This window comes from Stappia sp. TSB10P1A (genome assembly GCF_900185725.1).
GTDB lineage: Bacteria > Pseudomonadota > Alphaproteobacteria > Rhizobiales > Stappiaceae > Stappia.
This window is the reverse complement of sequence record NZ_FYAU01000025.1, coordinates 89,024-113,342: the sequence shown is the minus strand read 5'-3', so window position 1 is coordinate 113,342 and position 24,319 is coordinate 89,024. Positions and strand designations below refer to the sequence as shown.

The 24,319-nt window shown below is 66.3% G+C and carries 17 protein-coding genes and 1 tRNA gene; 5 read left to right on the top strand and 13 right to left on the bottom strand.

Going from position 1 to position 24,319, the window contains the following annotated elements; translation table 11 throughout:
• From pdhA to TSB10P1A_RS11180, 4 genes are all read right to left on the bottom strand, one after another.
• Complete coding sequence (gene pdhA, locus TSB10P1A_RS11195; RefSeq protein ID WP_186388002.1) at positions 1–1,053, bottom strand: pyruvate dehydrogenase (acetyl-transferring) E1 component subunit alpha; 1,053 nt, start codon at positions 1,051–1,053, stop codon at positions 1–3.
• A gap of 195 nt (positions 1,054–1,248) precedes the next feature.
• Complete coding sequence (locus tag TSB10P1A_RS11190; RefSeq protein ID WP_244293078.1) at positions 1,249–1,587, bottom strand: septum formation initiator family protein; 339 nt, start codon at positions 1,585–1,587, stop codon at positions 1,249–1,251.
• Positions 1,588–1,673: 86 nt separating this feature from the next.
• Positions 1,674–5,207: a transcription-repair coupling factor gene (gene mfd, locus TSB10P1A_RS11185; RefSeq protein ID WP_186388001.1), complete on the bottom strand. Its 3,534-nt coding sequence runs from the start codon at positions 5,205–5,207 to the stop codon at positions 1,674–1,676.
• Positions 5,208–5,223: 16 nt separating this feature from the next.
• A complete protein-coding gene (locus tag TSB10P1A_RS11180) occupies positions 5,224–5,520 on the bottom strand; it encodes a succinate dehydrogenase assembly factor 2 (protein WP_186388000.1) in 297 nt (98 codons plus the stop codon).
• 200 nt (positions 5,521–5,720) lie between these two features.
• On the opposite strand from TSB10P1A_RS11180, the gene recG reads away from it, so the two are divergent.
• A complete protein-coding gene (recG, locus tag TSB10P1A_RS11175) occupies positions 5,721–7,829 on the top strand; it encodes an ATP-dependent DNA helicase RecG (protein ID WP_186387999.1) in 2,109 nt (702 codons plus the stop codon).
• A 20-nt stretch (positions 7,830–7,849) separates the two neighbouring features.
• On the opposite strand, the gene TSB10P1A_RS11170 is transcribed toward recG, so the two are convergent.
• The gene (locus TSB10P1A_RS11170) at positions 7,850–8,593 is read right to left on the bottom strand and encodes a DUF502 domain-containing protein (protein ID WP_371328870.1); all 744 of its coding nucleotides are present in this window, start codon (positions 8,591–8,593) and stop codon (positions 7,850–7,852) included.
• Positions 8,594–8,711: 118 nt separating this feature from the next.
• Here TSB10P1A_RS11170 and TSB10P1A_RS11165 point away from each other — a divergent pair, with 118 nt between their 5' ends.
• Together TSB10P1A_RS11165 and TSB10P1A_RS11160 are read left to right on the top strand one after the other, a co-directional pair.
• A complete protein-coding gene (locus tag TSB10P1A_RS11165; RefSeq protein WP_371515092.1) occupies positions 8,712–9,155 on the top strand; it encodes a YbaN family protein in 444 nt (147 codons plus the stop codon).
• Between the two features lie 285 nt (positions 9,156–9,440).
• Complete coding sequence (locus tag TSB10P1A_RS11160; protein ID WP_186387998.1) at positions 9,441–10,940, top strand: peptidoglycan-binding protein; 1,500 nt, start codon at positions 9,441–9,443, stop codon at positions 10,938–10,940.
• 93 nt (positions 10,941–11,033) lie between these two features.
• Here TSB10P1A_RS11160 and glmS read toward each other — a convergent pair whose 3' ends face one another.
• Positions 11,034–12,860 carry a glutamine--fructose-6-phosphate transaminase (isomerizing) gene (glmS, locus tag TSB10P1A_RS11155; protein ID WP_186387997.1) on the bottom strand — a complete coding sequence of 609 codons (1,827 nt, stop codon included), beginning with the start codon at positions 12,858–12,860 and terminating at the stop codon, positions 11,034–11,036.
• 268 nt (positions 12,861–13,128) lie between these two features.
• Here glmS and TSB10P1A_RS11150 point away from each other — a divergent pair, with 268 nt between their 5' ends.
• Together TSB10P1A_RS11150 and TSB10P1A_RS11145 are read left to right on the top strand one after the other, a co-directional pair.
• Positions 13,129–14,175 (top strand): SPOR domain-containing protein, encoded by a 1,047-nt coding sequence (locus TSB10P1A_RS11150; RefSeq protein WP_186387996.1) that lies wholly within the window; start codon positions 13,129–13,131, stop codon positions 14,173–14,175.
• A gap of 58 nt (positions 14,176–14,233) precedes the next feature.
• Positions 14,234–15,214 (top strand): DMT family transporter, encoded by a 981-nt coding sequence (locus TSB10P1A_RS11145; protein WP_186387995.1) that lies wholly within the window; start codon positions 14,234–14,236, stop codon positions 15,212–15,214.
• A 55-nt stretch (positions 15,215–15,269) separates the two neighbouring features.
• Here TSB10P1A_RS11145 and TSB10P1A_RS11140 read toward each other — a convergent pair whose 3' ends face one another.
• The 7 genes from TSB10P1A_RS11140 to TSB10P1A_RS11110 all read right to left on the bottom strand — a co-directional run bounded on the left by TSB10P1A_RS11140 (position 15,270) and on the right by TSB10P1A_RS11110 (position 24,240).
• Positions 15,270–16,007, bottom strand: a complete 738-nt coding sequence (locus TSB10P1A_RS11140) for a cytochrome c biogenesis CcdA family protein (protein ID WP_186387994.1) — start codon at positions 16,005–16,007, stop codon at positions 15,270–15,272.
• Between the two features lie 342 nt (positions 16,008–16,349).
• Positions 16,350–16,646, bottom strand: coding sequence for a hypothetical protein (locus tag TSB10P1A_RS11135; protein WP_186387993.1), 297 nt, complete (start codon positions 16,644–16,646; stop codon positions 16,350–16,352).
• A 366-nt stretch (positions 16,647–17,012) separates the two neighbouring features.
• Positions 17,013–17,088: transfer RNA gene (locus tag TSB10P1A_RS11130), tRNA-Lys, on the bottom strand.
• 106 nt (positions 17,089–17,194) lie between these two features.
• Positions 17,195–20,344, bottom strand: a complete 3,150-nt coding sequence (locus TSB10P1A_RS11125) for an efflux RND transporter permease subunit (protein ID WP_186387992.1) — start codon at positions 20,342–20,344, stop codon at positions 17,195–17,197.
• Between the two features lie 4 nt (positions 20,345–20,348).
• Positions 20,349–21,494 (bottom strand): efflux RND transporter periplasmic adaptor subunit, encoded by a 1,146-nt coding sequence (locus tag TSB10P1A_RS11120; protein ID WP_186387991.1) that lies wholly within the window; start codon positions 21,492–21,494, stop codon positions 20,349–20,351.
• A gap of 186 nt (positions 21,495–21,680) precedes the next feature.
• Positions 21,681–22,547 (bottom strand): VOC family protein, encoded by an 867-nt coding sequence (locus tag TSB10P1A_RS11115; RefSeq protein WP_186387990.1) that lies wholly within the window; start codon positions 22,545–22,547, stop codon positions 21,681–21,683.
• Positions 22,548–22,611: 64 nt separating this feature from the next.
• The gene (locus TSB10P1A_RS11110; protein ID WP_186387989.1) at positions 22,612–24,240 is read right to left on the bottom strand and encodes a CTP synthase; all 1,629 of its coding nucleotides are present in this window, start codon (positions 24,238–24,240) and stop codon (positions 22,612–22,614) included.
• Between the last annotated feature and the right edge of the window lie 79 nt (positions 24,241–24,319).

The following is a 24,319-nucleotide window of genomic DNA, read 5'->3' as shown; positions in this document are numbered from 1 at the left end:
TCAAAGAAGAATGTCGGTGTAGAGCTCGGAAACGTCCGGCTCCGGATCCGTCTGCGCGAATTCGGCGGACTCCGCCACGATCTCGCGCACCTCCTTGTCGATGGCCTTGAGGTCGTCCTCGCTCGCCCATCCGTTGTCCAGCAGACGCTTGCGGACCTGCTCGATCGGATCGTGCTCGGTGCGCATCTTCTGGACCTCCTCCTTCGACCGGTACTTGGCCGGGTCGGACATGGAGTGGCCGCGATAGCGATAGGTGATCATTTCCAGAATGTACGGCCCCTTGCCGGAGCGACAGTGCTCCAGCGCCTTCTCGCTGGCCGCCATGACGGCGCGCACGTCCATGCCGTCGACCTGCTCGCCGGGAATGCCGAACGAAGCGCCGCGCTGCGAGAGATCCGTCGTCGCGGAGGCGCGTTCGACGCTGGTGCCCATGCCGTACTTGTTGTTCTCGATGACATAGACCACGGGCAGCTTCCAGAGCTGCGCCATGTTGAAACTCTCGTAGACCTGGCCCTGGTTGGAGGCACCGTCGCCGAAGAAGGTCATCGCGACCGCGCCGTTCTCGCGGTAGCGGTTGGCAAAGCCAAGGCCCGTGCCGAGCGAGACCTGGGCACCGACGATGCCGTGGCCGCCATAGAACTGCTTTTCCTTGGAGAACATGTGCATGGAGCCGCCCTTCCCCTTGGAATAGCCGCCCCGGCGCCCGGTCAGCTCGGCCATGACGCCCTTCGGGTCCATGTCCATGGCGAGCATATGGCCGTGGTCGCGATAGCCGGTGATCATCTGGTCGCCGTCCTTCGACGCCATGCGCATGCCGACGACGACCGCTTCCTGGCCGATATAGAGGTGACAGAAGCCGCCGATCAGACCCATGCCATAGAGCTGGCCGGCCTTTTCCTCGAAGCGGCGAATGAGCAGCATCTGCCGATAGGCGTGCAGCTCCTGCTCTTTCGTGAAGTCAACGATCGCGGGCGACGATTTGGCCGCCCCTCCCTTCGACCGGGCAGCGCTCTTCGAGCGTACACCGGCAGCCTTGCCAGACGTTCCAGCCATATCCCTCGTCTCGGTTTTGCGTCCCTTGTGGGACGGCGTTTCCCCTTCAACAATCTAGCGGAAGGTACCCGAGGGGAAAAGTCAATGAAAGCCGGAAGATGGAGACTATTGAATTGACTTAAATATCTGAAAATAAAAGGATTTAGATTATTTAACTGAATTTCGGATAAATTTCCGATATGAACCTGAAACAGGTTACTCTGCCGAGGCGCGGCTCGGTCGCAGGATCGCCAGCTCCTGCGGATGCACCAGGTTGAGGCTGGCACGCGCGCGCTCGTCGACCATGTCCGGATCGAGGCTTTCAGGCCGCAGCAGCATCACCCGCCGCAGCAGCTCCTCCCGCTCCGCGCGCACCACGGCGAGTTCCTTTTCGAGTTCGGCATAGCGGTGCTCGATCTTGGCCTTGCCGACGAGGCCGAGTTCGCCGTTCAGAGCATGAAAGGCAAAGTAGGCGACAAGCCCGACAGCGATCGCCGGCACGGTGAAGCGCTGGCGGAGCGTGCGGCGGCGATGGCGAGTGGAATTGAACGACACGGAAGCGACCCGACTCGATACCAACAGTTCGATGGGATCACTATCGGCCAACAGCCTTAATGGATGGTTGCCGCCTGACCACAGGATCAGGCGGCGGCGCTCTCCGCTTCAGCCAGCCGCACCAGCTTGAGCAGGACCGCGGCACAGCCCTTGAGCCGCTGCTCGGCGCTGTCCCAGTCGCGCGTCAGGACAACCTTCTGGTCGGGCCGGATCTTCGCCAGAACGCCCTGCTCGGCAATGTAGGAGACCAGGCCGGCCGGATTGGCGAAGGAGCTGTTGCGGAAGGCGATGACGACGCCCTTCGGGCCGGCATCGATCTTCTCCACATTGGCGCGGCGGCACAGCCCCTTGATGAAGACGATCTTCAACAGGTGCTCCACCTCCTCCGGCAAGGAGCCGAACCGGTCGATCAGCTCGGCGCCGAACGCGTCGATCTCCTCCGGCGTGGAGAGATCCGCCAGCCGGCGATAGAGCGACAGGCGCAGCGGCAGGTCGGCGACATAGTCCTCCGGAATCAGTACCGGCGTGCCGACCTGGATCTGCGGCGACCAGGTGTCCTCCGTCTCGGCCTCATCGCCGGTGCGCAACTGCGCCACCGCCTCCTCCAGCATCTGCTGGTAGAGCTCGAAGCCGACTTCCTTGATGTGGCCCGACTGCTCCTCGCCGAGCAGGTTACCGGCGCCGCGGATGTCGAGATCGTGGCTGGCGAGCTGGAACCCGGCGCCCAGGCTGTCGAGCGACTGCAGCACCTTGAGCCGCCGGTCGGCGGTCGTCGTCAGCGTCTTGTTGGCCGGCACCGTGAACAGCGCATAGGCCCGCGTCTTGGAACGGCCGACCCGGCCGCGCAACTGATAGAGCTGGGCGAGGCCGAACATGTCGGCGCGGTGAACGATCAGCGTGTTTGCGGTCGGGATGTCGAGGCCGGACTCGACGATGGTCGTCGACAGCAGCACGTCGTATTTGCCCTCGTAGAAGGCATTCATCACGTCCTCGAGTTCGCTCGGCGCCATCTGGCCATGCGCCACCGCGATCTTCACCTCCGGCACACTCTCCTCGAGGAAGGACTTCTGCTCGGCAAGGTCCGACACGCGCGGACAGACATAGAAGCTCTGTCCGCCGCGATAGCGCTCGCGCAGCAGCGCCTCGCGCACCACGACCGGATCGAAGGGCGAAATGAAGGTCCTGACCGCCAGCCGGTCGACGGGCGGCGTCGCGATCAGCGACAATTCGCGCACGCCGGTCAGCGCAAGTTGCAGCGTGCGCGGGATCGGCGTCGCCGACAGCGTCAGCACATGCACCTCGGACTTCAGCTCCTTGAGCTTCTCCTTGTGCTTGACGCCGAAATGCTGCTCCTCGTCGATGATCAGCAGGCCGAGATCGCGGAACGTGACGCCCTTGCCGAGCAAGGCGTGGGTGCCGACGACGATATCGACAGACCCGTCCGCCAGCCCCTTCTTGGTGGCGGCAAGGTCCTTCGCCGGCACCAGCCGCGAGGCATGGGCGACATTGATCGGCAGCCCCTGGAACCGCTCGGAGAACGTCTTGAAGTGCTGGCGGGCGAGCAGCGTCGTTGGCACCACCAGGGCGACCTGGCGGCCGGTCATCGCGGCGATGAAGGCCGCCCGCAAGGCCACCTCGGTCTTGCCGAAGCCGACATCGCCGCAGACCAGCCGGTCCATCGGCCGGCCCGACGCGAGATCCTCGAAAACCGCGTCGATGGCGTTGAGCTGGTCCTCGGTCTCGTCATAGGGAAAGCGCGTCGCGAACTCGTCATAGACACCTTCCGGCGGCATGATCGGCGGCGCGGTGCGCAGGGCCCGGGCGGCCGCGGTCTTGATCAACCCGTCGGCGATCTCCAGGATCCGCCGCTTCATCCGGGCCTTGCGGGCCTGCCAGGCGCCGCCGCCCAGCTTGTCGAGCTGCGCCTCCATGTCTTCCGAGCCGTAGCGGGTCAGCAGCTCGATGTTCTCGACCGGCAGGAACAGCTTGTCGCCGCCGGCATATTGCAGCTCCAGGCAGTCATGCGGAGCGCCCGCCGCCTCGATGGTCCGCAACCCGATGAAGCGGCCGATGCCGTGGTCTACATGCACCACGAGGTCGTTTTGCGCGAGGCTTGCCGCCTCGGTCAGAACGTTGGCGCCGGAGGCCTTGCGCCGGCGCTGGCGCACCAAGCGGTCGCCGAGAATGTCCTGTTCGCAGATGACCGTGAGGCCGTCGATCTCGAAGCCCTGTTCGATGCCGAGCACGGCAAGCGCCGCCATGCCCTTCGGCAGGGCCAGCGCGTCGCGGTCCGCCGCCACCGGCGCGGCCCGGTCGAGGCCATGGTCGGCAAGCACATGCGACAGGCGTTCGCGCGAGCCCTCGCTCCAGCAGGCGATGACGATGCGGTCGCCGGCCTTGCGCCGGGCCGCCGCATGCGTCGCCAGCGCATCGAAGACATTGACGTCGCCGGCGGAGCGCTCCGCCGCGAAACTGCGTCCCTGACGGCCGCCCAGCGCCACCACCTGCTGTCCGGTACCCGGCGGCACATCGAAGGGCGACAGGCGCAGGCTCGCTCCGTCGGCAAGGGACGTCGTCCATTCCTCGCCCGTCAGATAGAGCGCGTCCGGGGCCAGCGGCTTGTAGGGAACGGCGCCGGACCCGGACGCCTTCCCCAGTGCTTCCATACGGGCTTGGTGATGCTCGGCGATCTGCTCCTGCCGTTCGCGCAGCACGTCGTCGATCGAGGCCGACAGGACGAAGGGCACGCCGGGACAATAGTCGAAGAGGGTCGCGAGCCGCTCGTGGAACAACGGCAGCCAGTGCTCCATGCCGGCGTAGCGCCGGCCCTCGCTGATCGACTGATAGAGAATGTCATCGCGGTCGGCCGCGCCGAAACGGGCGACATAGCCCTTGCGGAAGCGGGAGACGGCCTCCTCCGTCAGCACCACCTCGCTCATCGCGACGAGATCGAGATGCTTGATCTGCCGTGTCGTGCGCTGGGTTTCGGTGTCGAAGGTGCGCAGTGATTCCAGCGTGTCGCCGAAGAAGTCGAGCCGCACGGGCGCGGCCATGCCGGGGGCGAAGACATCGATGATGCCGCCGCGCACGGCATATTCGCCGGTATCCTGCACGGTGGAGGAGCGCACGAAGCCGTTGGTCTCAAGCCAGGAGATCAGTCCGCCGAGATCGACCCGGTTTCCCGGACGCGCGCTCCAGCTCTGGCTGCGGGCAAAGTCCGGCACCGGCAGCCGTTGCAGGGCGGCGTTGGCCGTGGTCAGCAGGACCGTCGGGCGCTCGAACGCCCCTCCGGCGCCGGCGAGCCGGCTGAGCGTGGTCAGGCGCCGGGCGACCAGCGCGGATGTTGGTGAGACGCGGTCGTAGGGAAGGCAATCCCAGGCCGGCAGGTCGAGCACGTCGCAGTCGGGCGCGAAATAGGCCAGCGCGTCCTGCACGCTGCGGGCATGGCTGGCATCTCGTGCTACGAAGACGCAAGAAACGCCCGCACCGGCCTCCTGAAGCAGTCTGGCCAGCACATAGGCTTCGGCGCCGTCCGGCACGCCGGTGACGACGGCATTGCCTGCCTTGAGGGAGAGTTTGTCGACCACGATTCGATTCCCGGCCCGGCCAGCCACGCCCATGCGGCTGGCGGAGAGTTTAGCTGCTCTTGCTGCGATAGGCGGCGACGGCGCGATACAGCGCGGTGTCGTGTTCCGCCGGCACCGGCTTGCTCCCGATCATCCAGGAGAACAACTCCTGATCGGAAACGTCCATCAGCACTTCCAGCGTGGCAAGGTCCGCCTCGCTCATCGTCGCGATGTGTTCCCCCACATACCCGCCAAGGAGAATGTCCATTTCCTTCATGCCGCGATGCTGGCAGCGGTAGAGTATGCGCTTGCGCCGCGCGCTGTCGTCATCGCGCGCGCTGCCCGTCGTGGCCCTGCGGTCTGACATGCGATTTCCTTTGCCTGTGCCTATTCCCGTCCGGGCGGCATCTGCCTGGCCGCGCGGGCACGGCCTTGACAGAACCCTGATCGTGCGCGGGTTATAGCGGTCCTTGCGTGAAACTCAATGCGCGGGGCTGCCACCGGTTCCAGCAACCGCGCCCGCGGCAGCATGTCAACCAGCCAGAACAATCGGTCTGCCGTCTGTCCATGCGTCCCTCGCTCCTCGATCCGCTGTTTGCCCCCGTTTCCTCCCTGCCCGGCGTCGGCTCCAGGCTGGCGATGCGGCTTGCCGGCCTGCTCGGGACGGACCCGGACCGCGAGCCCCATGTCGTCGATCTCCTGATGCACATGCCGAGCGGAGTGATCGACCGCCGGCTTCGGCCCGGTATCGCGCGCTCGCCGGAGGGCGCCATCGTCACGCTGGAGGTGCGCGTCGACCGGCACCAGGCGCCGCCCCGCGCCAGCCGTGCCCCCTATCGCGTCTTCGGTCATGACGAGACCGGAGAAATCGCCTTCGTCTTCTTCCATGCCAATGCCGGCTGGCTGGAGAAGCTGATGCCCGTCGGCGCCGACCTTGTCGTCTCGGGCCGCGTGGAGTGGTTCAATGGCCGGCCGCAGATGGTTCACCCGGACCACGTGGTGCCGGCCGAGGAGGCGGACAGCCTGCCGCTGGTCGAACCCGTCTATCCGCTGACCCAGGGCCTGTCCGGCAAGGTGCTGCAAAAGGCCATCGCCGCCGGGCTCGAACGGATACCCGATCTGCCCGACTGGCTTGATCCGGCCTACGGCAAGAGCCGAAACTGGCCCTCCTTCCGCGACGCGCTGGTCGCGCTCCACCAGCCGGACGAAACGCGGCTGGCCGAACACGGAGACGACAGTGCCGCGCTGGCAAGACTGAGCTATGACGAGTTTCTCGCCAACCAGCTCGCCCTTGCCCTGGTGCGCCGCTCATTGCGCCAAACCCGCGGCATCGCCCGGACCTTCGCCGGCACGCTGAAGGCGAAGATCCTCGCTGCCCTGCCCTATTCCCTCACGGAGGGCCAGGCGCAGGCGGTCCGGGAGATCGAGGAGGACCTCGCCTCGCCGGTCCGCATGCTGCGGCTGCTGCAGGGCGATGTCGGCGCCGGCAAGACCGTTGTCGGACTGCTCGCGGCAGCCGCTGCCATCGAGTCGGGCGCCCAGGCCGTGCTGATGGCCCCGACCGAGATCCTGGCCCGCCAGCACCATGCCTCCCTCGCCCCGCTCTGCGAGGCGGCCGGACTCCGTCTTGCCATCCTGACCGGGCGGGACGGAGCGAAGCACAAGCGCGAGACCCGTGCCGCACTCGAAGCTGGCGAGATCGACCTCCTGGTCGGCACCCATGCCCTGTTCCAGTCTGACATCGTCTTTCACAATCTCGGCCTTGCCATCGTCGACGAGCAGCACCGGTTCGGCGTTCACCAGCGCCTGATGCTCGCCTCGAAGGGCCAGGGCGTCGACATGCTGGTGATGACGGCCACGCCCATCCCACGTACGCTGGTGCTGACCTATTTCGGCGACATGGAGGTCTCCCGCCTGACGGAGAAGCCGGCGGGCCGCCAGCCGATCACCACGGTTGCCGTGCCGCTCGACCGGATCGACGATGTGGTCGGACGCCTGCGGGCCGCGCTCGGCGAGGGAAAAAAGGCGTACTGGGTCTGCCCGCTGGTTGAGGAGTCGGAGAAAACCGATCTGGCGGCTGCGGAAGAGCGCCATGCGGTCCTGACCCAGCTTCTCGGGCCCCGGGTCGCCCTGGTGCATGGACGCCAGGGCAGCGAGGAGAAGGAGGCCGCCATGCGCGCCTTCAAGGACGGCCCCGTCCAGCTTCTCGTCGCAACGACGGTGATCGAGGTCGGCGTCGACGTACCGGAGGCCTCGATCATCGTCATCGAGCATGCGGAGCGGTTCGGCCTGTCGCAACTGCATCAGTTGCGCGGGCGCGTCGGGCGCGGCAGCGAGGCCTCGACCTGCCTGCTGCTCTACAAGACCCCGATCGGCGAAACCGCCCGTGCGCGTCTATCGATCATGCGCGAGACCAATGACGGGTTCCTTATCGCCGAGGAAGACCTGCGCCTGCGCGGCGAAGGCGAGATCCTGGGAACACGCCAGTCGGGCACGCCCGGCTTCCGCATCGCCGACGCCGGGACGCAAGGAGACCTGCTGGAGACCGCGCGCGACGATGCCCGTCTGGTGCTGGAGACCGAACCCGCCCTCGACGGCAGGCGCGGCCCTGCGCTGCGCCTGCTGCTCTATCTGTTCGGCCGGGATGAGGCCGTGCGATTGCTGCGGGCCGGTTGACGGGAACGGACGAAAAAGGGCTACGCGCGGGACGCCTTCGCCTCCCCTTGCTTCCCCTTTTGGCCCTCTTCCTCCAGTCGCGCCAGCTTGTCGTATTCGGGACTGACGAGCCCGGCCGATATGACCAGCTTGGCGGCATCCTCCACCGACATGTCGAGTTCGATGATCTCGTTCTTCGGGACAAAGAGCAGGAAGCCGGATGTCGGGTTCGGCGTCGTCGGCAGGAACACCGCGGTGACGTCGTTGCCACTGCTGGCCAGGTGATGCGCCACCTCGCCGCGCGCATCCGTGGCGATGAAGACGATGGCCCACAGTCCCGGTCGTGGATAGGGGATGATGGCCGCCTTCTTGAAGCTGTTGGAGCGCTCCGCCAGCACGGTCTCGAAGATCTGCTTCAGTCCGCTATAGAGGTTGCGCACCACGGGCATGCGCCCGAGCAGGAGTTCGCCATAGGAGACGAGCGTCTTGCCGGCGATATTGGCAGTCAGGAAGCCGATCAGGACGAGCGCGAGAAACGCGACGATCAGACCCACGCCCGGCACCGGAAACGGCAGGTAGGTGTCCGGATTGTAGACGCGCGGGATCAGCGGCTTCATCCAGCCGTCGACCCACTGGATGATCGACCAGGTCAGATAGGCCGTGATCCCGAGCGGGCCGGCGATGATCAGTCCGGTCAGGAAATAGTTCCGCAACCGCGTCATCGCGCTGGGCCGCGCGATCGCCGCGATATGTTCAAGATCGTCCGGGTTCGTGTTTCCGCTCATCGTCGCGTCATATCCTGCCATCTGATGGGCCAACCGGCCTTCGGTGTGCTGCATCCGCCGCATTGCTGCGGCGCCGAACTAGCCCCCTGCCCGAACATTTGATAGTCAGCCTGTGCGAATGAGCAAGCTGCCATGGAGACAAAACGGTTTCATGGACCAGAAGGGATCTGAACCCAGGGCGGCATGGGCCGTGCGTCTGGGCTACCGTGTGCTGGGCGGGCTTCTCGTCGCCATCGGCGTGATCGGGGCGTTTCTGCCGCTGCTCCCCTCGACCATCTTCTTCATCGGTGCGACAGCCTGTTTCGCCCGCTCCTCGCCCAGCCTGGAAGCCTGGCTGCTCGAACATCCGCGCTTCGGCCCCGGCATCCGGGCCTGGCGTGACGAAAAGGCCATCCGCCCCCGCGCCAAGATCGCCGCGCTGAGCGGAATGGCGTTCGGGTATGCGGTCTTTCTGATTTCTGCCAGCCCCTCGCTGCGACTGGCCGTCGTCGTGTCAGTCGTCCTCATGGCCTGCGCGACCTATGTCGCATCCCGCCCCTCGGGGACAGAACCCGACGCCTGAATGCGGCGGAGGCGGCCTCCTCGCAGTCGCCACTCGCAGGATGCCGTTTGCTCACGGCTGGTTTACCATGGTGCGACACCGGGTCGCGGCGTGTGACGCCGGTCACGGCACCCGACCCCGGGCAGGCTCAAACTGGCCTCCTCCCGTCATCCGATCCCGCAAGGACAGGCCGGCGGTCAAACCAGTGAATGCGAGGATTTGGCAATGACCAACAGAGCATATGCCGCCAACGGCGCTGCCTGCGCCGACCCGCCCGCCGCACCAGTCCGGTTCTGGACAGCCGTTATGCTGCCCTTGCTCATGGCGCTTGCCGCCATGACCTTCCTGCTGACGCCGGCCAGTGCCCAGCCGATAGAGCTCAATCGCGACCGGCCGATCATCCTGCCGGATCGGCCCATTCTCTGCTCTCCTCCAAGAGTGATGCGCAACGGCCGCTGCGTGATGCCCGACATTCCGGTTCTTTGCGCACCGCCGCGCGTCATGCGAAACGGACGCTGCGAGATGCCGGAGCGTCCGGCGGTCTGTCTGCCGCCGCGCGTCATGCGGGAGGGCCGTTGCGTCATGCCGGCCCCGATCATCTGCCCGCCGCCGCAGGTGCGCCGCGGCGACCGCTGCGTCATGCCCGAGCTACCGGTCGTGTGCCTGCCGCCGCGCGTCATGCAGGGCGGCCGCTGCGTCATGCCGGCTCCGATCGTCTGCCCGCCGCCGCAGGTACGCCGCGGTGACCGCTGCGTCATGCCCGAACTACCGGTCGTGTGCCTGCCGCCGCGCGTCATGCAGGGCGGCCGCTGCGTCATGCCGGCTCCGATCGTCTGCCCGCCGCCGCAGGTACGTCGCGGTGACCGCTGCGTCATGCCCGAGCGCCCGATTGTGTGCCGCCCGCCGGAAGTGCGTCGCGGCGACCGCTGCGTGCTGCCGGACCGTCCTCCGGTCTGCCACCTGCCCTACATCTATTCCGCCCGCGAGCGCCGCTGCATCCTGCCGGTACCGGTGCCGCCGATCGTCACCCCGCCGGCCTGCATCGCCCCCTGGCAGTATTCGCGGGCTGCGGGCGGCTGCATCTGCCCCAGCGGCTATGTGGTCGATCGGGGCGAATGCGTGCGGCGCGACACCCAGGCCTGCACCTTCCCGTTCGTCTATTCCTCCAGCCAGAACCGCTGTGTCTGCGCGCAAGGATACCGGCCGTTCGGAGCAGGCTGTGCGCCGGAACGCCCCACGCCGACGCCGCAGGAGAACATCTCCTGGATCCAGGCCTGTCTGAATGCCGCCGGTTACGATGCCGGGCCGGTCGACGGCTTGACCGGACGGCGGACGCGGGACGCCTGGACCAGCTTCCGTCAGGACAGCGGGCTGGGCGGCGGCGAGGCGCCGTATACCGATCCGGAGACGCTCGCCAAGCTGTTTACCGCCTGCAATCCGGCGGAAGAGAGCGAAAGTGGCGCTTCCGCCTCCGATGACGGGGACGCGGCAACGGCAGACGCCGGGTCGCAGATCCCGCCGACGGACGCGGCGCCGCCGCTTGCCGGAGCTTTCACGGCGGCCCCGGCCCTGTGCGCCACCGGCCGGCTCTACAGCCTGCTGCGCGGCGAACAGGAGGAGCTGGAGCCTTGCGGCCGCAGTTGCATCCCCGCGCCGGAAGGCATGAGCGAGGAAGACCTGCTGCAGCAGCAGGAGCGCCAGGGCATCACCTGGTGCCGGTCCTGCGTCGCGGTCGGATCGCTCGGCATGCTGTGCCCGGCGCTGGTCGAGGACGCGGAGGCCGCCGAACAGGACAGCGCCAACTGAGCCGATGGCGACCAACAAAAACGCATGCGGCCGCCCGGAACTCTCCGGGCGGCCGCATCGTGTTCGATCCGTTGTCTGTCGCGGTGCGCGGGACTATTCCACCGTCACCGACTTCGCCAGGTTGCGCGGCTGGTCCACGTCCGTGCCCATGAAGACGGCCGTGTGATAGGCGAGCAGTTGCACCGGCAGCGCGAAGACGATCGGGGCGATAAACTCCGGCACATCCGGCACGACGACGGTGCGCCAGGTCGGGGCGCCGCAGGCAGCGGCCCCCTTCTCGTCGGTGATCAGCACCACCTTGCCCCCGCGCGCGGCCACTTCCTCCATGTTCGACACCGTCTTTTCGAAGACCGGGTCGAACGGCGCGATGACGATGACGGGGACATCCTCGTCGATCAGGGCGATCGGGCCGTGCTTGAGTTCGCCCGCCGGGTAGCCTTCCGCGTGGATATAGGAGATTTCCTTCAGCTTCAGCGCCCCCTCCATGGCCAGCGGAAAGCTGGTGCCACGGCCGAGATAGAGCACGTCGCGCGCCCGCGACAGCGGCTGGGCCAGCGCCTCGACCTCCGCTTCCAGCGAGAGCGCGCGGTTGACCGTGCCAGGCACCTCCGCCAGCGCCCGCACCAGAGCGGCCGCCTCCTCGGCCGACAGATGCCCGCGCTGCACGCCGGCATGGACCGCCAGCGAGGCAAGCACGGCAAGCTGACAGGTGAAGGCCTTGGTCGAGGCGACGCCGATTTCGCGACCGGCAATCGTCGGGAACACGAGATCGGCCTCCCGGGCGATGGTCGATTCCGGCACGTTGACGACGGCCGCGACCGTGATGCCCTGCGCCTTGCAGTAGCGCAGGCCCGCCAGCGTGTCGGCCGTCTCGCCGGACTGGGAGATGAACAGGGCCATGTCACCCTTGCGGATCGGCATTTCGCGGTAGCGGAACTCGGAGGCGACATCGATGTCGACTGGCAGCCGTGCATAGCGCTCGAACCAGTATTTCGCGACGAGACCCGCATAATAGGCCGTGCCGCAGGCCGAGATGATCAGCCGGTCGAGCGACGCGAAGTCGATCGACGTGCCATTGGCGAAGACCGTCTGCATCTTGGAGAGATCGAGATAGCGCGACAGGGTATGGCCGATCACTTCGGGCTGTTCATGGATCTCCTTGGCCATGAAGTGCCGGTAATTTCCCTTGTCGATGGTCAGCGAGACGGCCTGCGAGGCGATCACCGGCCGCTCGACCGGCGCGTTGGACGCATCCATGATCTCGCAGCCCGCGCGGTTGAGCACCACCCAGTCGCCCTCCTCCAGATAGGAGATGCGGTCGGTGAACGGCGACAGCGCGATGGCATCGGAGCCGAGAAACATCTCGCCCTCGCCATAGCCGACGGCGAGCGGCGAACCCCGTCTTGCGCCGATCAGCAGGTCGTCCTCACCCTCGAAGAGGAAGGCCAGCGCGAAGGCGCCCTTGAGCTTCGGCAGCGTCGCGGCCACCGCCTCGCGCGGGCTGGCGCCGCGGGCAAGCTCCCGCGAGACCATATGCGCGACGACTTCCGTGTCGGTATCGCTGGAGAGTTTCGCACCCTCCGCCTGCAACTCGCCGCGCAGCTCGAGATAGTTCTCGATGATGCCGTTGTGGACGACCGCCACGCCCGGCGCGGAGTGCGGATGCGCATTGGCCTCCGTCGCCGCGCCATGGGTCGCCCAGCGGGTGTGACCGATCCCGGCAAGGCCGGCGATCGGCGCCCGCTCCAGCTTCTCCTGAAGGTTGCGGAGCTTGCCGGGCGCCCGGCAGCGGAGCAGCCTGCCACCGTCGAGCGTTGCCACCCCGGCCGAATCGTAGCCTCGGTATTCCAGGCGCTTCAGCGCATCGACGAGCAGGCCGGCAACCGGCTGCTTCCCCAAGATCCCGACAATTCCGCACATATGTGAGTGTCTCCAAAGCTCGGCGGAGGCAGCCGACGCGCCGACGTCTCGCCTCGTGTGTGGCCACACCCTTAGCGAACGCGCCCCGTCTGCGCACAATCAAAACCTGTTTCAGTTCGTGACATGGATTTGCAAACAAAGCCGAAACGCCAATCGGCCAGTCTCGGCAAAAGTGACTAAAACCCCTTGTATCGACAGAAACTTCAAGCCTTGTTAACCATGTCGGGCGTTTTCTGGACGCAGACGAGACAAGCGCGGGATACGCGGCGTGAAACCGCTGGAATCGAGCAAGAGGAAGCAGCCGGTACGGGTTTCCGGCGACACCCGGTCCGTCGCACTTTGGGGCGGCGGGGCGATGCTGTTCGCCATCGTCGGATCGGCGTCCGTCTTCCTTGCGCCCCAGTTCCCCCTTCACAGCCGGCAGATCGACAGCGGCCCGCTTCCTCCGCCGGGAGAAGTCCGCACCACGGCGTCGGTGACCTCCCGCACGGCCGGTGGAATCGAGGTCTACCCGTCCGAAGGCGGCACCGAAGGGGCTCAGGCCCGACGCATGATGCAGGCCGAACTGGATACGCTCCGCCGCGAGGTCGCGGAATTGCGCCGCATCACCAGCGTTTTGAACGAGCGCAACAGGATGCTCGCCGAGCGCACCGTCGGCCCCGAGAATGCAAACTCCGTTCAGGCCGCGCAGGCCGCCAGCGGGTTTCAGCAGGATGTGGATGCCGCCGTCGATGCCCGTGCCGGAAGTGCGACCGCCGTCGAGACATTGCCCGCTCCGAACGTCCGCAAGGCGCCTGACAAGACCGTTCCGGCGTCGACCGCCGCTGCGCCCGACAAGGAGGTCGCCGACCTGATCGGTGCGGCCTTGCCGGACAATCTCCGTCAGCCGGTGCGGATCGTCGCACTGCCGGGAAGCGAACCGCCCGGCAGCACGGCATCGATTCCCGCGCCGGCCGGACAGGACGCCCACCCGACGCCCGCACTGCCCTCCCTCGCCGTGACGCAGGCGGCAGGCCATATCGCTCCGGGCAGCGCGGAGCGTATCCAGAGAACCGATTTCGCCGTCGATCTCGGCAGCTACGCCTCCCAGGCCGATGCCGAGGCCGCATGGTCGAAGCTGCGGAGCGCGCGCAAGGACCTGCCCGAACAACTGCAAAGCCACATTCTGGCAGCAGAGACAGGCGACGGCGTGACCCTCTATGCCGGCCCCTATCCGAATGCCGCGGATGCTGCGATGACTTGCGTCCACATCTCCGACGAAGGTATCAGGTGCCGACCCGTTCCCTTTCCTCAGGTCCGTGCCTTAGAACCGTAGGCTAGAGATCAGAGCGACTGGCCGACGCAACAGCCTTCGCCCCCAAGTCAGGCCTTATATGTTCGATCCAACCAATGTCCGGCAGCGGGCCTATGCCCTGCTTCTCGTCATGCCGCTGTTTTTCGCGTCCAACATCGTCATCGGCCGTGCCGCCGCCGCGACGGTGGAGCCGTGGACGCTCGCCTTTCTGCGGTGGCTCGTCGCCTTCCTGATCCTGCTGCCCTTCGCCCTGCCCGGCCTGAAGCAGCACCGTGACGAGATCCTGAGAAACTGGCGCCTGATCACCATCATGGGCCTGCTCGGAATGTGGTTCTGCGGCGCGGGCGTCTATTTTGCCCTCAGATACACCTCCGCGACCAATGGCACCCTGATCTACACCTCCTCTCCGGTGCTGATCCTGGTGCTGGAATGGCTGTTCCGCGGCCGCGCCATCGGCCGCCGCGAAGCCATCGGGATCGTTCTGGCGATCCTGGGTGTCGTGGCGATCGTTGTGAAGGGATCGCTTGGACAGCTCCTCGCCCTGCGCTTCAACGCCGGCGATGTGATCTTCGCGATCGCCGCCCTCAGTTGGGCGGTCTATTCTGTGCTGTTGAAGCGCAAGACCCTCGCCGCGGTGCCGACCATCTCGCTGTTCGCCGCGCTGGCCTTTGCCGGCGTCGTCACGCTCGCCCCCTTCACCCTCGTTGAAATCGTCGAAACCGGGCACTTCCCCGCGTCGCTGGATGCCTGGCTGTCGATCTTCGGGCTGGCGCTGATCGCCTCGGTCCTCGCCTTCTACTGCTTCCAGCACGGCATCGCGGTGGTCGGGCCGTCAACCGCCGGCCTGTTCATGTATCTGTTGCCGCCCTACGGGGTGATCATGGCCGTGGTATTTCTCGGCGAGGAGCTGCACGCCTATCACTTTGCCGGATTCCTGCTGATCATGTCCGGCCTGGTGATGGCGACAGCGCCGGTGTCGCTCTGGCGCAAGGCGGCGGACCTGCTCCCGCTCGGCCTCCTCAAGCTGCCCTTGCGCGCTCCGGCGCAGGGCGCCGAGTGACGGTGGACCTGCCGGGCGGCAGCGATCCGAAGTTCGGCGCCGCCCCTTTGGACCGTCAGCCGATGACGGCCAGCGCGGGAAAGGTCTCGAGCAGCCAGAAGGACAGGCGCGCCATCTGGCCGGTCATGAACGCAACGCCGGTCACGATGAGAAAGACACCCATCGCCCTCTCGACCGTGACCATGTGCCTGCGGAAACGGCTCATGAACCGCATGAACGGGCCGGCGAACAGGCCCGCGACCAGGAACGGCACGCCGATCCCCAGCGCATAGGCGCCGAGCAGGATCGCGCCCTGGGACACGGACTCCTCGCTGCCGGCGACGAAGAGGATCGCGGCAAGGATCGGTCCGACGCACGGCGTCCAGCCGAAGGCGAAGGCAAGGCCGATCACATAGGCCCCGACGAGGCCGGCCGGCTTGCGCTCCACATGCACCCGAGCCTCGCGGTAGAGCAAGCCGATCCGGAACACGCCGAGGAAATGCAGTCCCATGACGATGATGGCCGCCCCGGCAATGTAGCCGAGCACCTGGATATGCTGGGTGACCACCTGCCCGATCAAGGAGGCGCTGGCGCCGAGGGCGACAAAGACCGTCGAAAAGCCCAGGACAAAGGTAAGGGAGGCAAAGAAGACCCGGTAAGGGTCGGCCTTTTCTTCCCCCTCTCCCGTCAACTCGTCGAGGGAGACGCCGGCGAGGAACCCCAGATAGGGCGGGACCAGCGGCAGCACGCAGGGAGAAACGAAGGAGAGCAGCCCCGCGAAGAAGGCACCGATGAGTGTGACGTCCTGAAACATGAGCATTCCTGCTTGCAGGCGGAAGACCGGCCGGCCGCCTCTTGCGCCGCCGAACCTGATACCGTTCGGCTTAGCGGATACACGCTGCAGGGCAATGTGACCCCTTGCCTCAACTACGTATTCGGCTTTTGCGTGTGGTCGGCCCGTCCCGATATAGGCCCCGGAGGCGGAGAAGTCGCCTCACCTTTTGGCGAGCGGGAAGACGGAGGGTGCGAGCGGCGCAGGAGGCGGTCCGCGATGTCTTCGCTCAGGAGGGGTCGCAGCTTTCCGCAGGGCGGCGAACGAAAAACATGATGTAAATCAATCTATTCCAACGGAACGGACCACCGGGCGGGCGAGAGGTCAGTCCCGCCCCTTGCCGCCATAGATGACTTCCAGGAAATTTCGGCGCAATTGCGCCTCGTCCTGTCCGTCGCGCAGGCCCTGACGCCACTGATCGATGACGAGGCGCAGGGCCAGCGTCTCGCGGGTATGCGGCAGCCGGCTGAGATAGTCGGTGAAATAGTCGTCGAGAGCCTGGCGGTCGAGGGCCCCTTGCGCGATCAGGCCGTGGATCAGCGCCATCGTCGCAGCGATATGCCCCCTGAGGAACTCGTATTCTGCCGTTCCTGTCGTGTTGCCGCCGGAGGTGTCAGACATCTTCTCGTGCGCCCGTCCCGTCGTTGTGGGGTTCACCTGTCTCTGCCGGTAGTTGTACACAGCATTGGTGAACTGGTCGAGACACGATCCGCTCGTCAAGAACTGCGCCGTTGCAGCCCCTTCCCGCCGATCGCGCCGACCGGTTGTGATCATGACTCTATATCATGAACAGAGCGTTTTCCACTTGGCCTGACGATCAAACGATAGGCGCAGCCTCTCGGCGGGCGAAAAAACCATGATCCATCATTGCTCTGGACGAATGGAGCGGTGTCTTGGACCGATAGCCGGCGCAGCAGGCCGAGGCGACACGGTGTAGCGCGCTTCGCTCACCGACCGCAGGACACTGCGACAGCGCCGCGATCTTGATGGTGAGCCCGCAGGGGCTCGAACCCTGGACCTACTGATTAAAAGTCAGTTGCTCTACCAACTGAGCTACAGGCTCACGCGGGTTCCTGTAACAATGTGGGCGCGGCGTGACAAGAGGCGAATTGGCCGGGGGTGGAAAACCGCCCCCGGACCGATGCCCTGCCCGCGCCCGCCGGCCTCTCTTACGCGCTCTCCGTGCGTGCGCTGGGGACATCCGCGCCGGCATAGATGCCTTTGAGGCGCTCGCGGATGATCTGCATGACCACATAGAGCACCGGCACGAGGATAACGCCGAGCGAGGTGGCGAACAGCATGCCCCCAAACACGGCGAAGCCGATGGCCTGCTGGCTCGCAGCACCCGCCCCGCTCGCGGTCATCAGCGGCACGACGCCGAGCAGGAAGGCGAGCGCGGTCATCATCACCGCCCGGAAGCGCAGATGCGCCGCCTCGCGCGCCGCCGCGATGATCGACTTGCCCTTGTCCCGCTCCTCCATCGCGAACTCGACGATCAGGATCGCGTTCTTCGCCCCGAGGCCGACAAGCATGATCATGCCGATCTGCGTGTAGAGGTTGACGTCGCTGCCCGTCACCGCCACCGCCACGAAGGCGCCGAGCAGCGCCACCGTCACCGACATCAGGATCGCCAGCGGCATCGACCAGCTCTCGTACTGGGCGACGAGGAACAGATAGGCGAAGAGGATCGACAGCATCAAGACGATGACGACGATCGCGCCGGCGCCTTGCTGCTGCTGCGCGGTGCCGGTCCACTCGAAGGCATATCCGGCCGGCAAGGCCTCGGCCGCCCCCTTCTCCATTTCCGCGATCGCGTCGCCCGTCGACATTCCGACCTTGGGCGCCGCGTTGACCGAAGCGGCACGGAACATGTTGTAGCGGTTGAGAAGCTGCGGCCCGAGCACATTCTCCACATTGACGATGGAGCGCAACGGCACCATCTCTCCATCGCTGTTGCGCACATGCAGCCGGGCAATGTCGTCGGCCCGGTCGCGGAACGCCCCCTCCGCCTGGATCATCACCCGGTAGACGCGGCCGAACAGGTTGAAGTCGTTGACATAATAGCCGCCGAGAAAGGCCTGCAGCGTCTGGAACACGTCGCTGACCCGCACGCCCAGCAATTGCGCGCGCTCGCGATCGAGATCGACGAAAAGCTGCGGCACATTTGCCCGGAAGGTCGAATAGGCCTGGGCGATGGAAGGCTGCTGATTGGCCGTATAGACAAGCGAGCCGACAGCGGAGGCGAGGTCCTGAGGCGTTCCGCCGCCGGTCTGCTGAATCTTCATTTCGACGCCGGCGGTGGTGCCGAGGCCGGGGATCGGGGGGGCGTTGAAGGCGATGATGTTGGCGCCGGGGATTGTCGAGAAGGTCGCCCAGAGCTGGGCGAGGATACCGTCGGCGCTGAGCTGCGGCGTCGTGCGCTCGCCCCAGGGCGTCAGCTTGACGATGACCATGCCCGCGTTCGGCGACAGGCCGGAGTTGAGGATCGAGAAGCCGTTGACGATGATGACATGCTGGATGCCGTCCATCGCCTCCAGCATCTCCTCCATCCGGTCGGTCACCTCGCTGGTGCGCGGCAGGGCGGCGCCGTCCGGCAACTGCACGTCGACCATCAGGTAGCCCTGGTCCTCCAGCGGCAGGAAGCCCTGCGGCAGGCGGCCGCTCATCACCACGATCAGCGCGACCGCCGCGCCGATACCGGCAAGGCCGAGGAACGAGCGCGGCAGCAGGCGCGAGACGATGCCGACATAACCATCGCGAGCATGGCCGATGCCCCGTTCGAACATCGCCATGACACCGCGCGGCGGCCCGGAGCGGGCTTTCAACACCAGCCCGCACAGGGCCGGCGACAGCGTCAGGGCGTTGATCGAGGAGATGATCACCGCCACCGAGATGGTGACGGCGAACTGCGAGTAGAGCTTTCCGGTGATGCCTGGCATGAAGATCGTCGGCACGAAGACCGCCAGCAGCACCAGGGTCGTCGCGATCACCGGCGTGGTGATCTGCCCCATCGCCTTCTCGGTCGCTTCCCTGGCGGACAGCCCCTCCTCCGCCATGATGCGCTCGACGTTCTCGACCACGATGATGGCATCGTCGACGACGATGCCGATGGCCAGAACCAGGGCGAACAGGCTGATCGTGTTCAGCGACATGCCCGCCAGCAGCAGCACGGCGAAGGTGCCGATCAGCGACACGGGAATCGCGATGGTCGGAATGACCGTCGCCCGCCAGTTGCCCAGGAACACGAAGACGACCGCGATGACCAGCCCAAAGGTCATCATCAACGTCACGACCACGTCGTCGAGCGAGCGCTCGACGAACTCCGTCGTGTCGAAGGGAATGTCGTAGACAACATCCTCCGGGAAGGAGCGCGACAACTCCTCGAGCCGCGCCCGGACCCCGTCGGCCACCGCCAGCGCATTGGCGCCCGGCGCCTGATAGATCGCCAGGACGGTCGCCGGCTTGCCGTCGAAACGGCCGTTGGCGCCGTAGAACTGGGAGCCGAGCTCGACGCGCGCCACGTCGCCGACGCGCACCAGCGCCCCGTCCTCGCCGGTGCGCAGCACGATGTTGCGGAATTCCTCGGCCGTCGAAAGCCGCCCCTGCGCCCGCACCGTATACTGGAACTGCTGGCCCTCGGGCGCCGGCGGCGCGCCGATCTGCCCCGCCGCCACCTGCAGGTTCTGGTCCTGGATCGCCGCGATGAAATCGCCCGGCGTCATCGACAGGCTGGCCATCCGGTCCGGATCGAGCCAGACCCGCATGCCATAGGCGAAGTCGGTGAGCACGTCGGCCTTGCCGACGCCCTTCACCCGCGCCAGGGCGTCCTTGAGGTTGATCGATGCGTAGTTGGCGAGAAACAGCTCGTCATAGGTGCGGTTGGGCGAGAACAGCGTCACCACCAGCAGCATGTTGGTGCTGGCCTTCTGCACGGTGACGCCGCTGCGCGTTACCTCGGCCGGCAGCACGCTGGTCGCCTGGGAGACGCGGTTCTGCACGTTGACCGCGGCGATGTCCGGATCGGTCCCGACCTCGAAGACGATGTTGAGCGAATAGCTGCCATTGTCGGAACTGTTCGACGACATGTAGATCATGTTGTCGACGCCGTTCACCTCCGCCTCGATCGGCGCGGCCACCGTCTCCTCCAGCACCTGCGCGCTGGCGCCTGTGTAGCTGGCGGAAACGTTCACCACCGGCGGGGTGATGTTGGGAAACTGCTCGACCGGCAGCGACAGGTATCCCAGCGCGCCGGCGATGGTGATGACGATCGAGATGACCAGCGCGAATTTCGGCCGGTTGATGAAGATCCGCGAGAACATCGGCCTACTCCGCCGCGCCGGCGGCGAGCGCGGCGTTCACCGGCACGCCGGGCCTCACCTTCTGCAGGCCGAGCGTGATCACCCGCTCGCCTTCCTGCAGCCCGCTCGTCACGGCGAAGTCCGTCTCGACCTGCTGGCCGAGCTCGACATAGCGCTGCTCGACGGTCTCGTTGCTGCCCACCACCAGCACGAAGGCGCCGCGCTGGTCGCGCTGCACCGCCGACTGCGGAATGACGATCTCCTTCATCGCCACGGGGGCTTCGACCACCACTTCGACAAAGGTGCCGGCGACCAGCAGGCGATCGGGATTGGCGAAGCGCCCGCGCACCGAGATCGTGCCCGTCTTCGGGTCGACCACATTGTCGATGAAGACGATTTCGCCGTCCTGCTCGTAGCGCTTGCCGTTCGGCAGGATGATGTGGATGCCCGGCAGGTCGGCCTTGTCGCCGACCGCTTCCGCCGGACGCTCGCCGCGCACCGCGTCGAGATAGTCCTTCTCGCTGATCGCGAAGTTCACATACATCGGATCGGTGCGCACCAGCCGGGCGATCGGCCCGGCGCTCGGCCCCACCACATCGCCGACGCTGAAATTGGTCTTGCCGATCTGACCGGCGAAAGGCGCGGCGACATCGGTATAGCCAAGATTGAGTTCGGCCTGGGTGATCGCCGCATTGGCGGCGGCGACAACGGCGTCCGCCTGTTCCCTAGCCGCCAGCGTCGCCTGATACTTCGCCTGCGAGACATGCCCCTTGTCGAACAGGTCCTTGTCGCGCTCCAGATCGGCGGCCTTCAGGGCAGCATCCGCCTGGGCACGTGCGGCGTCCGCCTTGGCCGAGGCAAGGGTCGCCTCGTAAGGCGCGCGCTCGATGGTGAACAGGAGCTGGCCGCTCTCGACCGTCGCGCCGTCCTCGACATTCTTGGAGGCGAGGAAACCGGACACCCGGGCGATCAGGTTGACATCGTCGACCGCCTGGACGCGCCCGACGAAGCGGGCCGACTGGCGCACTTCCTTGGAAACGGCGGCGGCAACCGTGACGGAGGGCGGAGGAGCCGACTGGGAAGACGTGTCATCGGACGGATTGCAGCCGGCCAGCAACAGGGCGACCCCCGGAATCAGCCCCCGACGCAGGATGAGACGCAACTCTGGCATGAAACCCACCTCCCGCGGGGCACGGATATCGGCCCCGTTCAAACCACGTCCGTGCAACGTGCACTCATATAAAGCGCAACCTGTCGTGTGCGCTTGTGTATTGCGTGAATGAGAAGCCGCGATAACGCCGTCCGCGCTCGCCGGCCCTTGAGTGCCCCGCAACTTTTGCAAGGTTACACAGGGGCTTCAAACAAAGACAAGCGCCAATCCGAAATGATCTCCGGCAGGCATAACCAACCCTTCCGGCGCCTCGACGAAATCGAGCGAAGCCTCCCCAAGCATCCGGGCGACCCGCGCGCGGTCACGGGTCCGCAGGCCGAGCGCGGCAATCGCCGAGCCGCCCGGCGCGATCGCCGGCGCCTCGCTCCCGTAGAGCGCGGAGAAGGCTGACGGAGGCATCAGGTGCAGCCGGCCGCGCGGCGTCTCGATGGTGATGCCGAGGCTGGTCGCCCGCATCTCCCGCTGCCCCGTCAGGGCCGCGTAGAAGATGTGCTGCTCGGCCGGCTCGTCGCAGACGATCACCACCGATTCGAGCCCCGTCACCCCATTGGGGTGGGTCTGGTATTCCGCCGACCAGAAGTTCTCCGGATAGCGGTTGCGGCAGGTGAAGAATCCATGCGTCGGATCGCTGTCGTTGCGCACGAAGGTGAGGTCGAAGCCGACCTTGCGGATTTCGCCGTCCGGCAGCCTCGCCTCGCGGCCAAAGGAGAACGGCGCATAGACATGCAGGCCCGCCCGTTCGAAGTCGTGACGGTCGGCCGCAGGGTCGCGGCTTTCCATCACCAGCATCGACGCGCCTTCGCGCGCTTTCAGGAAATCGCGGTTGAACGCGCCGAAGGAGAAGGTGTTGCCCACGGCTTCGGGAATCAGCGCCGCATCGCCGATCCCCAACAGTTCGATGAAGAAGCCGTCGAGCTGGACGAGATGATTTTCCGTGCCCCAGGGATGGTGGGCGCGCGGCGTTACGCGAAAGCCCGCCCGCTCCAGGAACCGGGCGGCGGCGGCCAGATCGCGCACCGTCCAGACCACGTGATCGAAACCGCGTGCGGTCATCTTCCTCTCCCCCTGCCCCTTTGCGTCCGGCCTGTCCCGAGCGGACCGGCCGGCCCGGTCCCGATCAGACCAGGCGGCTCTGCTCGATCGCCGCGGCCACGAAGGAGGCGAAGAGCGGATGCGGCTCGAACGGCCGCGACTTCAGCTCCGGATGGTACTGCACGCCGATGAACCAGGGGTGGTCGTCGATCTCCACCGTCTCCGGCAGCAGCCCGTCCGGCGAGGTGCCGGCAAAGCGCAGGCCCGCCTGCTCCAGCCGCTCGCGATAGGCGATGTTCACCTCGTAGCGGTGGCGATGACGCTCGGAGATCATCTCCGAACCGTAGATGTCGGCGATCCGCGAGCCCTTCTGCAGCCGCGCCGGATAGGCCCCGAGGCGCATCGTGCCGCCGAGCTCGCCATCGGCGCGCCGCACCTCGATCTGGTTGCCCTTCGACCATTCGGTCATCAGGCCGACGACCGGCTCGGCCGCCTCGCCGAATTCCGTGGAATTGGCGTCAGTGATGTCGGCGAGATTGCGCGCCGCCTCGATCACCGCCATCTGCATGCCGAAGCAGATGCCGAAATACGGCACCTTGTGCAGCCGGGCGAAGCGGGCCGCGGCGATCTTGCCTTCCGCGCCGCGCTCGCCGAAGCCGCCCGGCACGAGGATGCCGTGCACGCTTTCCAGCCAGGGGGTCGGGTCTTCCTTCTCGAAGATCTCCGACTCGATCCACTCGATGTTGACGCGCACATTGTTGGCGATGCCGCCATGCACGAGCGCCTCGATCAACGACTTGTAGGCGTCCTTGAGGACCGTGTACTTGCCGATGATGGCGATGGTCACCTCGCCTTCCGGATTGGCGAGCGTCTCGGAAATGCCGGTCCAGCGGGACAGGTCGAGCGCCGGCGCACCGGTGATGCCGAAGGCGGCCAGCACCTCCTCGTCGAGCCCTTCCTTGTGATAGGCGATCGGCACGTCGTAGATCGACTTGACGTCATAGGCCGGGATGACGGCGCCCTCGCGCACGTTGCAGAACAGCGACAGCTTGCGCCGCTCGCTGTCCGGAATCTTGCGGTCGCAGCGCACCATCAGGATGTCCGGCTGGATGCCGATGGAGCGCAGCTCCTTGACCGAGTGCTGGGTCGGCTTGGTCTTCAGCTCGCCGGCCGAGGCGATGAACGGCATCAGGGTCAGGTGGATATAGACCGCATGGCCGCGCGGCAACTCGTTGCCGAGCTGGCGGATCGCCTCGAAGAACGGCAGGCCCTCGATATCGCCGACGGTGCCGCCGATCTCGCACAGCACGAAATCGTAGTCGTCATTGCCGTCGAGCACGAAGGCTTTGATCGCATCGGTGACGTGCGGGATCACCTGCACCGTGCCGCCGAGATAGTCGCCCCGGCGCTCCTTGGCGATGATGTCCTGGTAGATCCGGCCGGTGGTGATGTTGTCCATCTTGTTGGCCGGCCGGCCGGTGAAGCGTTCGTAGTGGCCGAGGTCGAGATCAGTCTCGGCACCGTCGTCGGTGACGAAGCACTCGCCGTGCTGATAGGGGCTCATCGTCCCCGGATCGACGTTGAGATAGGGGTCGAGCTTGCGCAGCCGCACCTTGTATCCGCGCGCCTGCAGAAGAGCCCCGAGAGCCGCCGAGGCCAGTCCCTTGCCAAGGGAGGAAACCACGCCGCCAGTGATGAAGATGTATCGCGCCATGGACCAATACCATATCGCCGCGGGCGCTGATTCGAACGCCCGGCACGGAGTTAACACACAAGAAAATGCCCCGCGACGC

What these genes read in the sequence shown, in the direction of transcription:
- glmS (WP_186387997.1), bottom strand. Translation starts at nt 12,860, where the DNA reads ATGTGCGGAATTGTCGGGATCTTGGGGAAGCAGCCGGTTGCCGGCCTG.
- TSB10P1A_RS11125 (WP_186387992.1), bottom strand. Translation starts at nt 20,344, where the DNA reads ATGTTCTCGCGGATCTTCATCAACCGGCCGAAATTCGCGCTGGTCATC.
- pdhA (WP_186388002.1), bottom strand. Translation starts at nt 1,053, where the DNA reads ATGGCTGGAACGTCTGGCAAGGCTGCCGGTGTACGCTCGAAGAGCGCT.
- TSB10P1A_RS11140 (WP_186387994.1), bottom strand. Translation starts at nt 16,007, where the DNA reads ATGTTTCAGGACGTCACACTCATCGGTGCCTTCTTCGCGGGGCTGCTC.
- TSB10P1A_RS11180 (WP_186388000.1), bottom strand. Translation starts at nt 5,520, where the DNA reads ATGTCAGACCGCAGGGCCACGACGGGCAGCGCGCGCGATGACGACAGC.
- mfd (WP_186388001.1), bottom strand. Translation starts at nt 5,207, where the DNA reads ATGGGCGTGGCTGGCCGGGCCGGGAATCGAATCGTGGTCGACAAACTC.
- TSB10P1A_RS11160 (WP_186387998.1), top strand. Translation starts at nt 9,441, where the DNA reads ATGCTGCCCTTGCTCATGGCGCTTGCCGCCATGACCTTCCTGCTGACG.
- TSB10P1A_RS11165 (WP_371515092.1), top strand. Translation starts at nt 8,712, where the DNA reads ATGAGCAAGCTGCCATGGAGACAAAACGGTTTCATGGACCAGAAGGGA.
- TSB10P1A_RS11135 (WP_186387993.1), bottom strand. Translation starts at nt 16,646, where the DNA reads ATGTCTGACACCTCCGGCGGCAACACGACAGGAACGGCAGAATACGAG.
- TSB10P1A_RS11120 (WP_186387991.1), bottom strand. Translation starts at nt 21,494, where the DNA reads ATGCCAGAGTTGCGTCTCATCCTGCGTCGGGGGCTGATTCCGGGGGTC.
- TSB10P1A_RS11145 (WP_186387995.1), top strand. Translation starts at nt 14,234, where the DNA reads ATGTTCGATCCAACCAATGTCCGGCAGCGGGCCTATGCCCTGCTTCTC.
- TSB10P1A_RS11110 (WP_186387989.1), bottom strand. Translation starts at nt 24,240, where the DNA reads ATGGCGCGATACATCTTCATCACTGGCGGCGTGGTTTCCTCCCTTGGC.
- recG (WP_186387999.1), top strand. Translation starts at nt 5,721, where the DNA reads ATGCGTCCCTCGCTCCTCGATCCGCTGTTTGCCCCCGTTTCCTCCCTG.
- TSB10P1A_RS11115 (WP_186387990.1), bottom strand. Translation starts at nt 22,547, where the DNA reads ATGACCGCACGCGGTTTCGATCACGTGGTCTGGACGGTGCGCGATCTG.
- TSB10P1A_RS11170 (WP_371328870.1), bottom strand. Translation starts at nt 8,593, where the DNA reads ATGAGCGGAAACACGAACCCGGACGATCTTGAACATATCGCGGCGATC.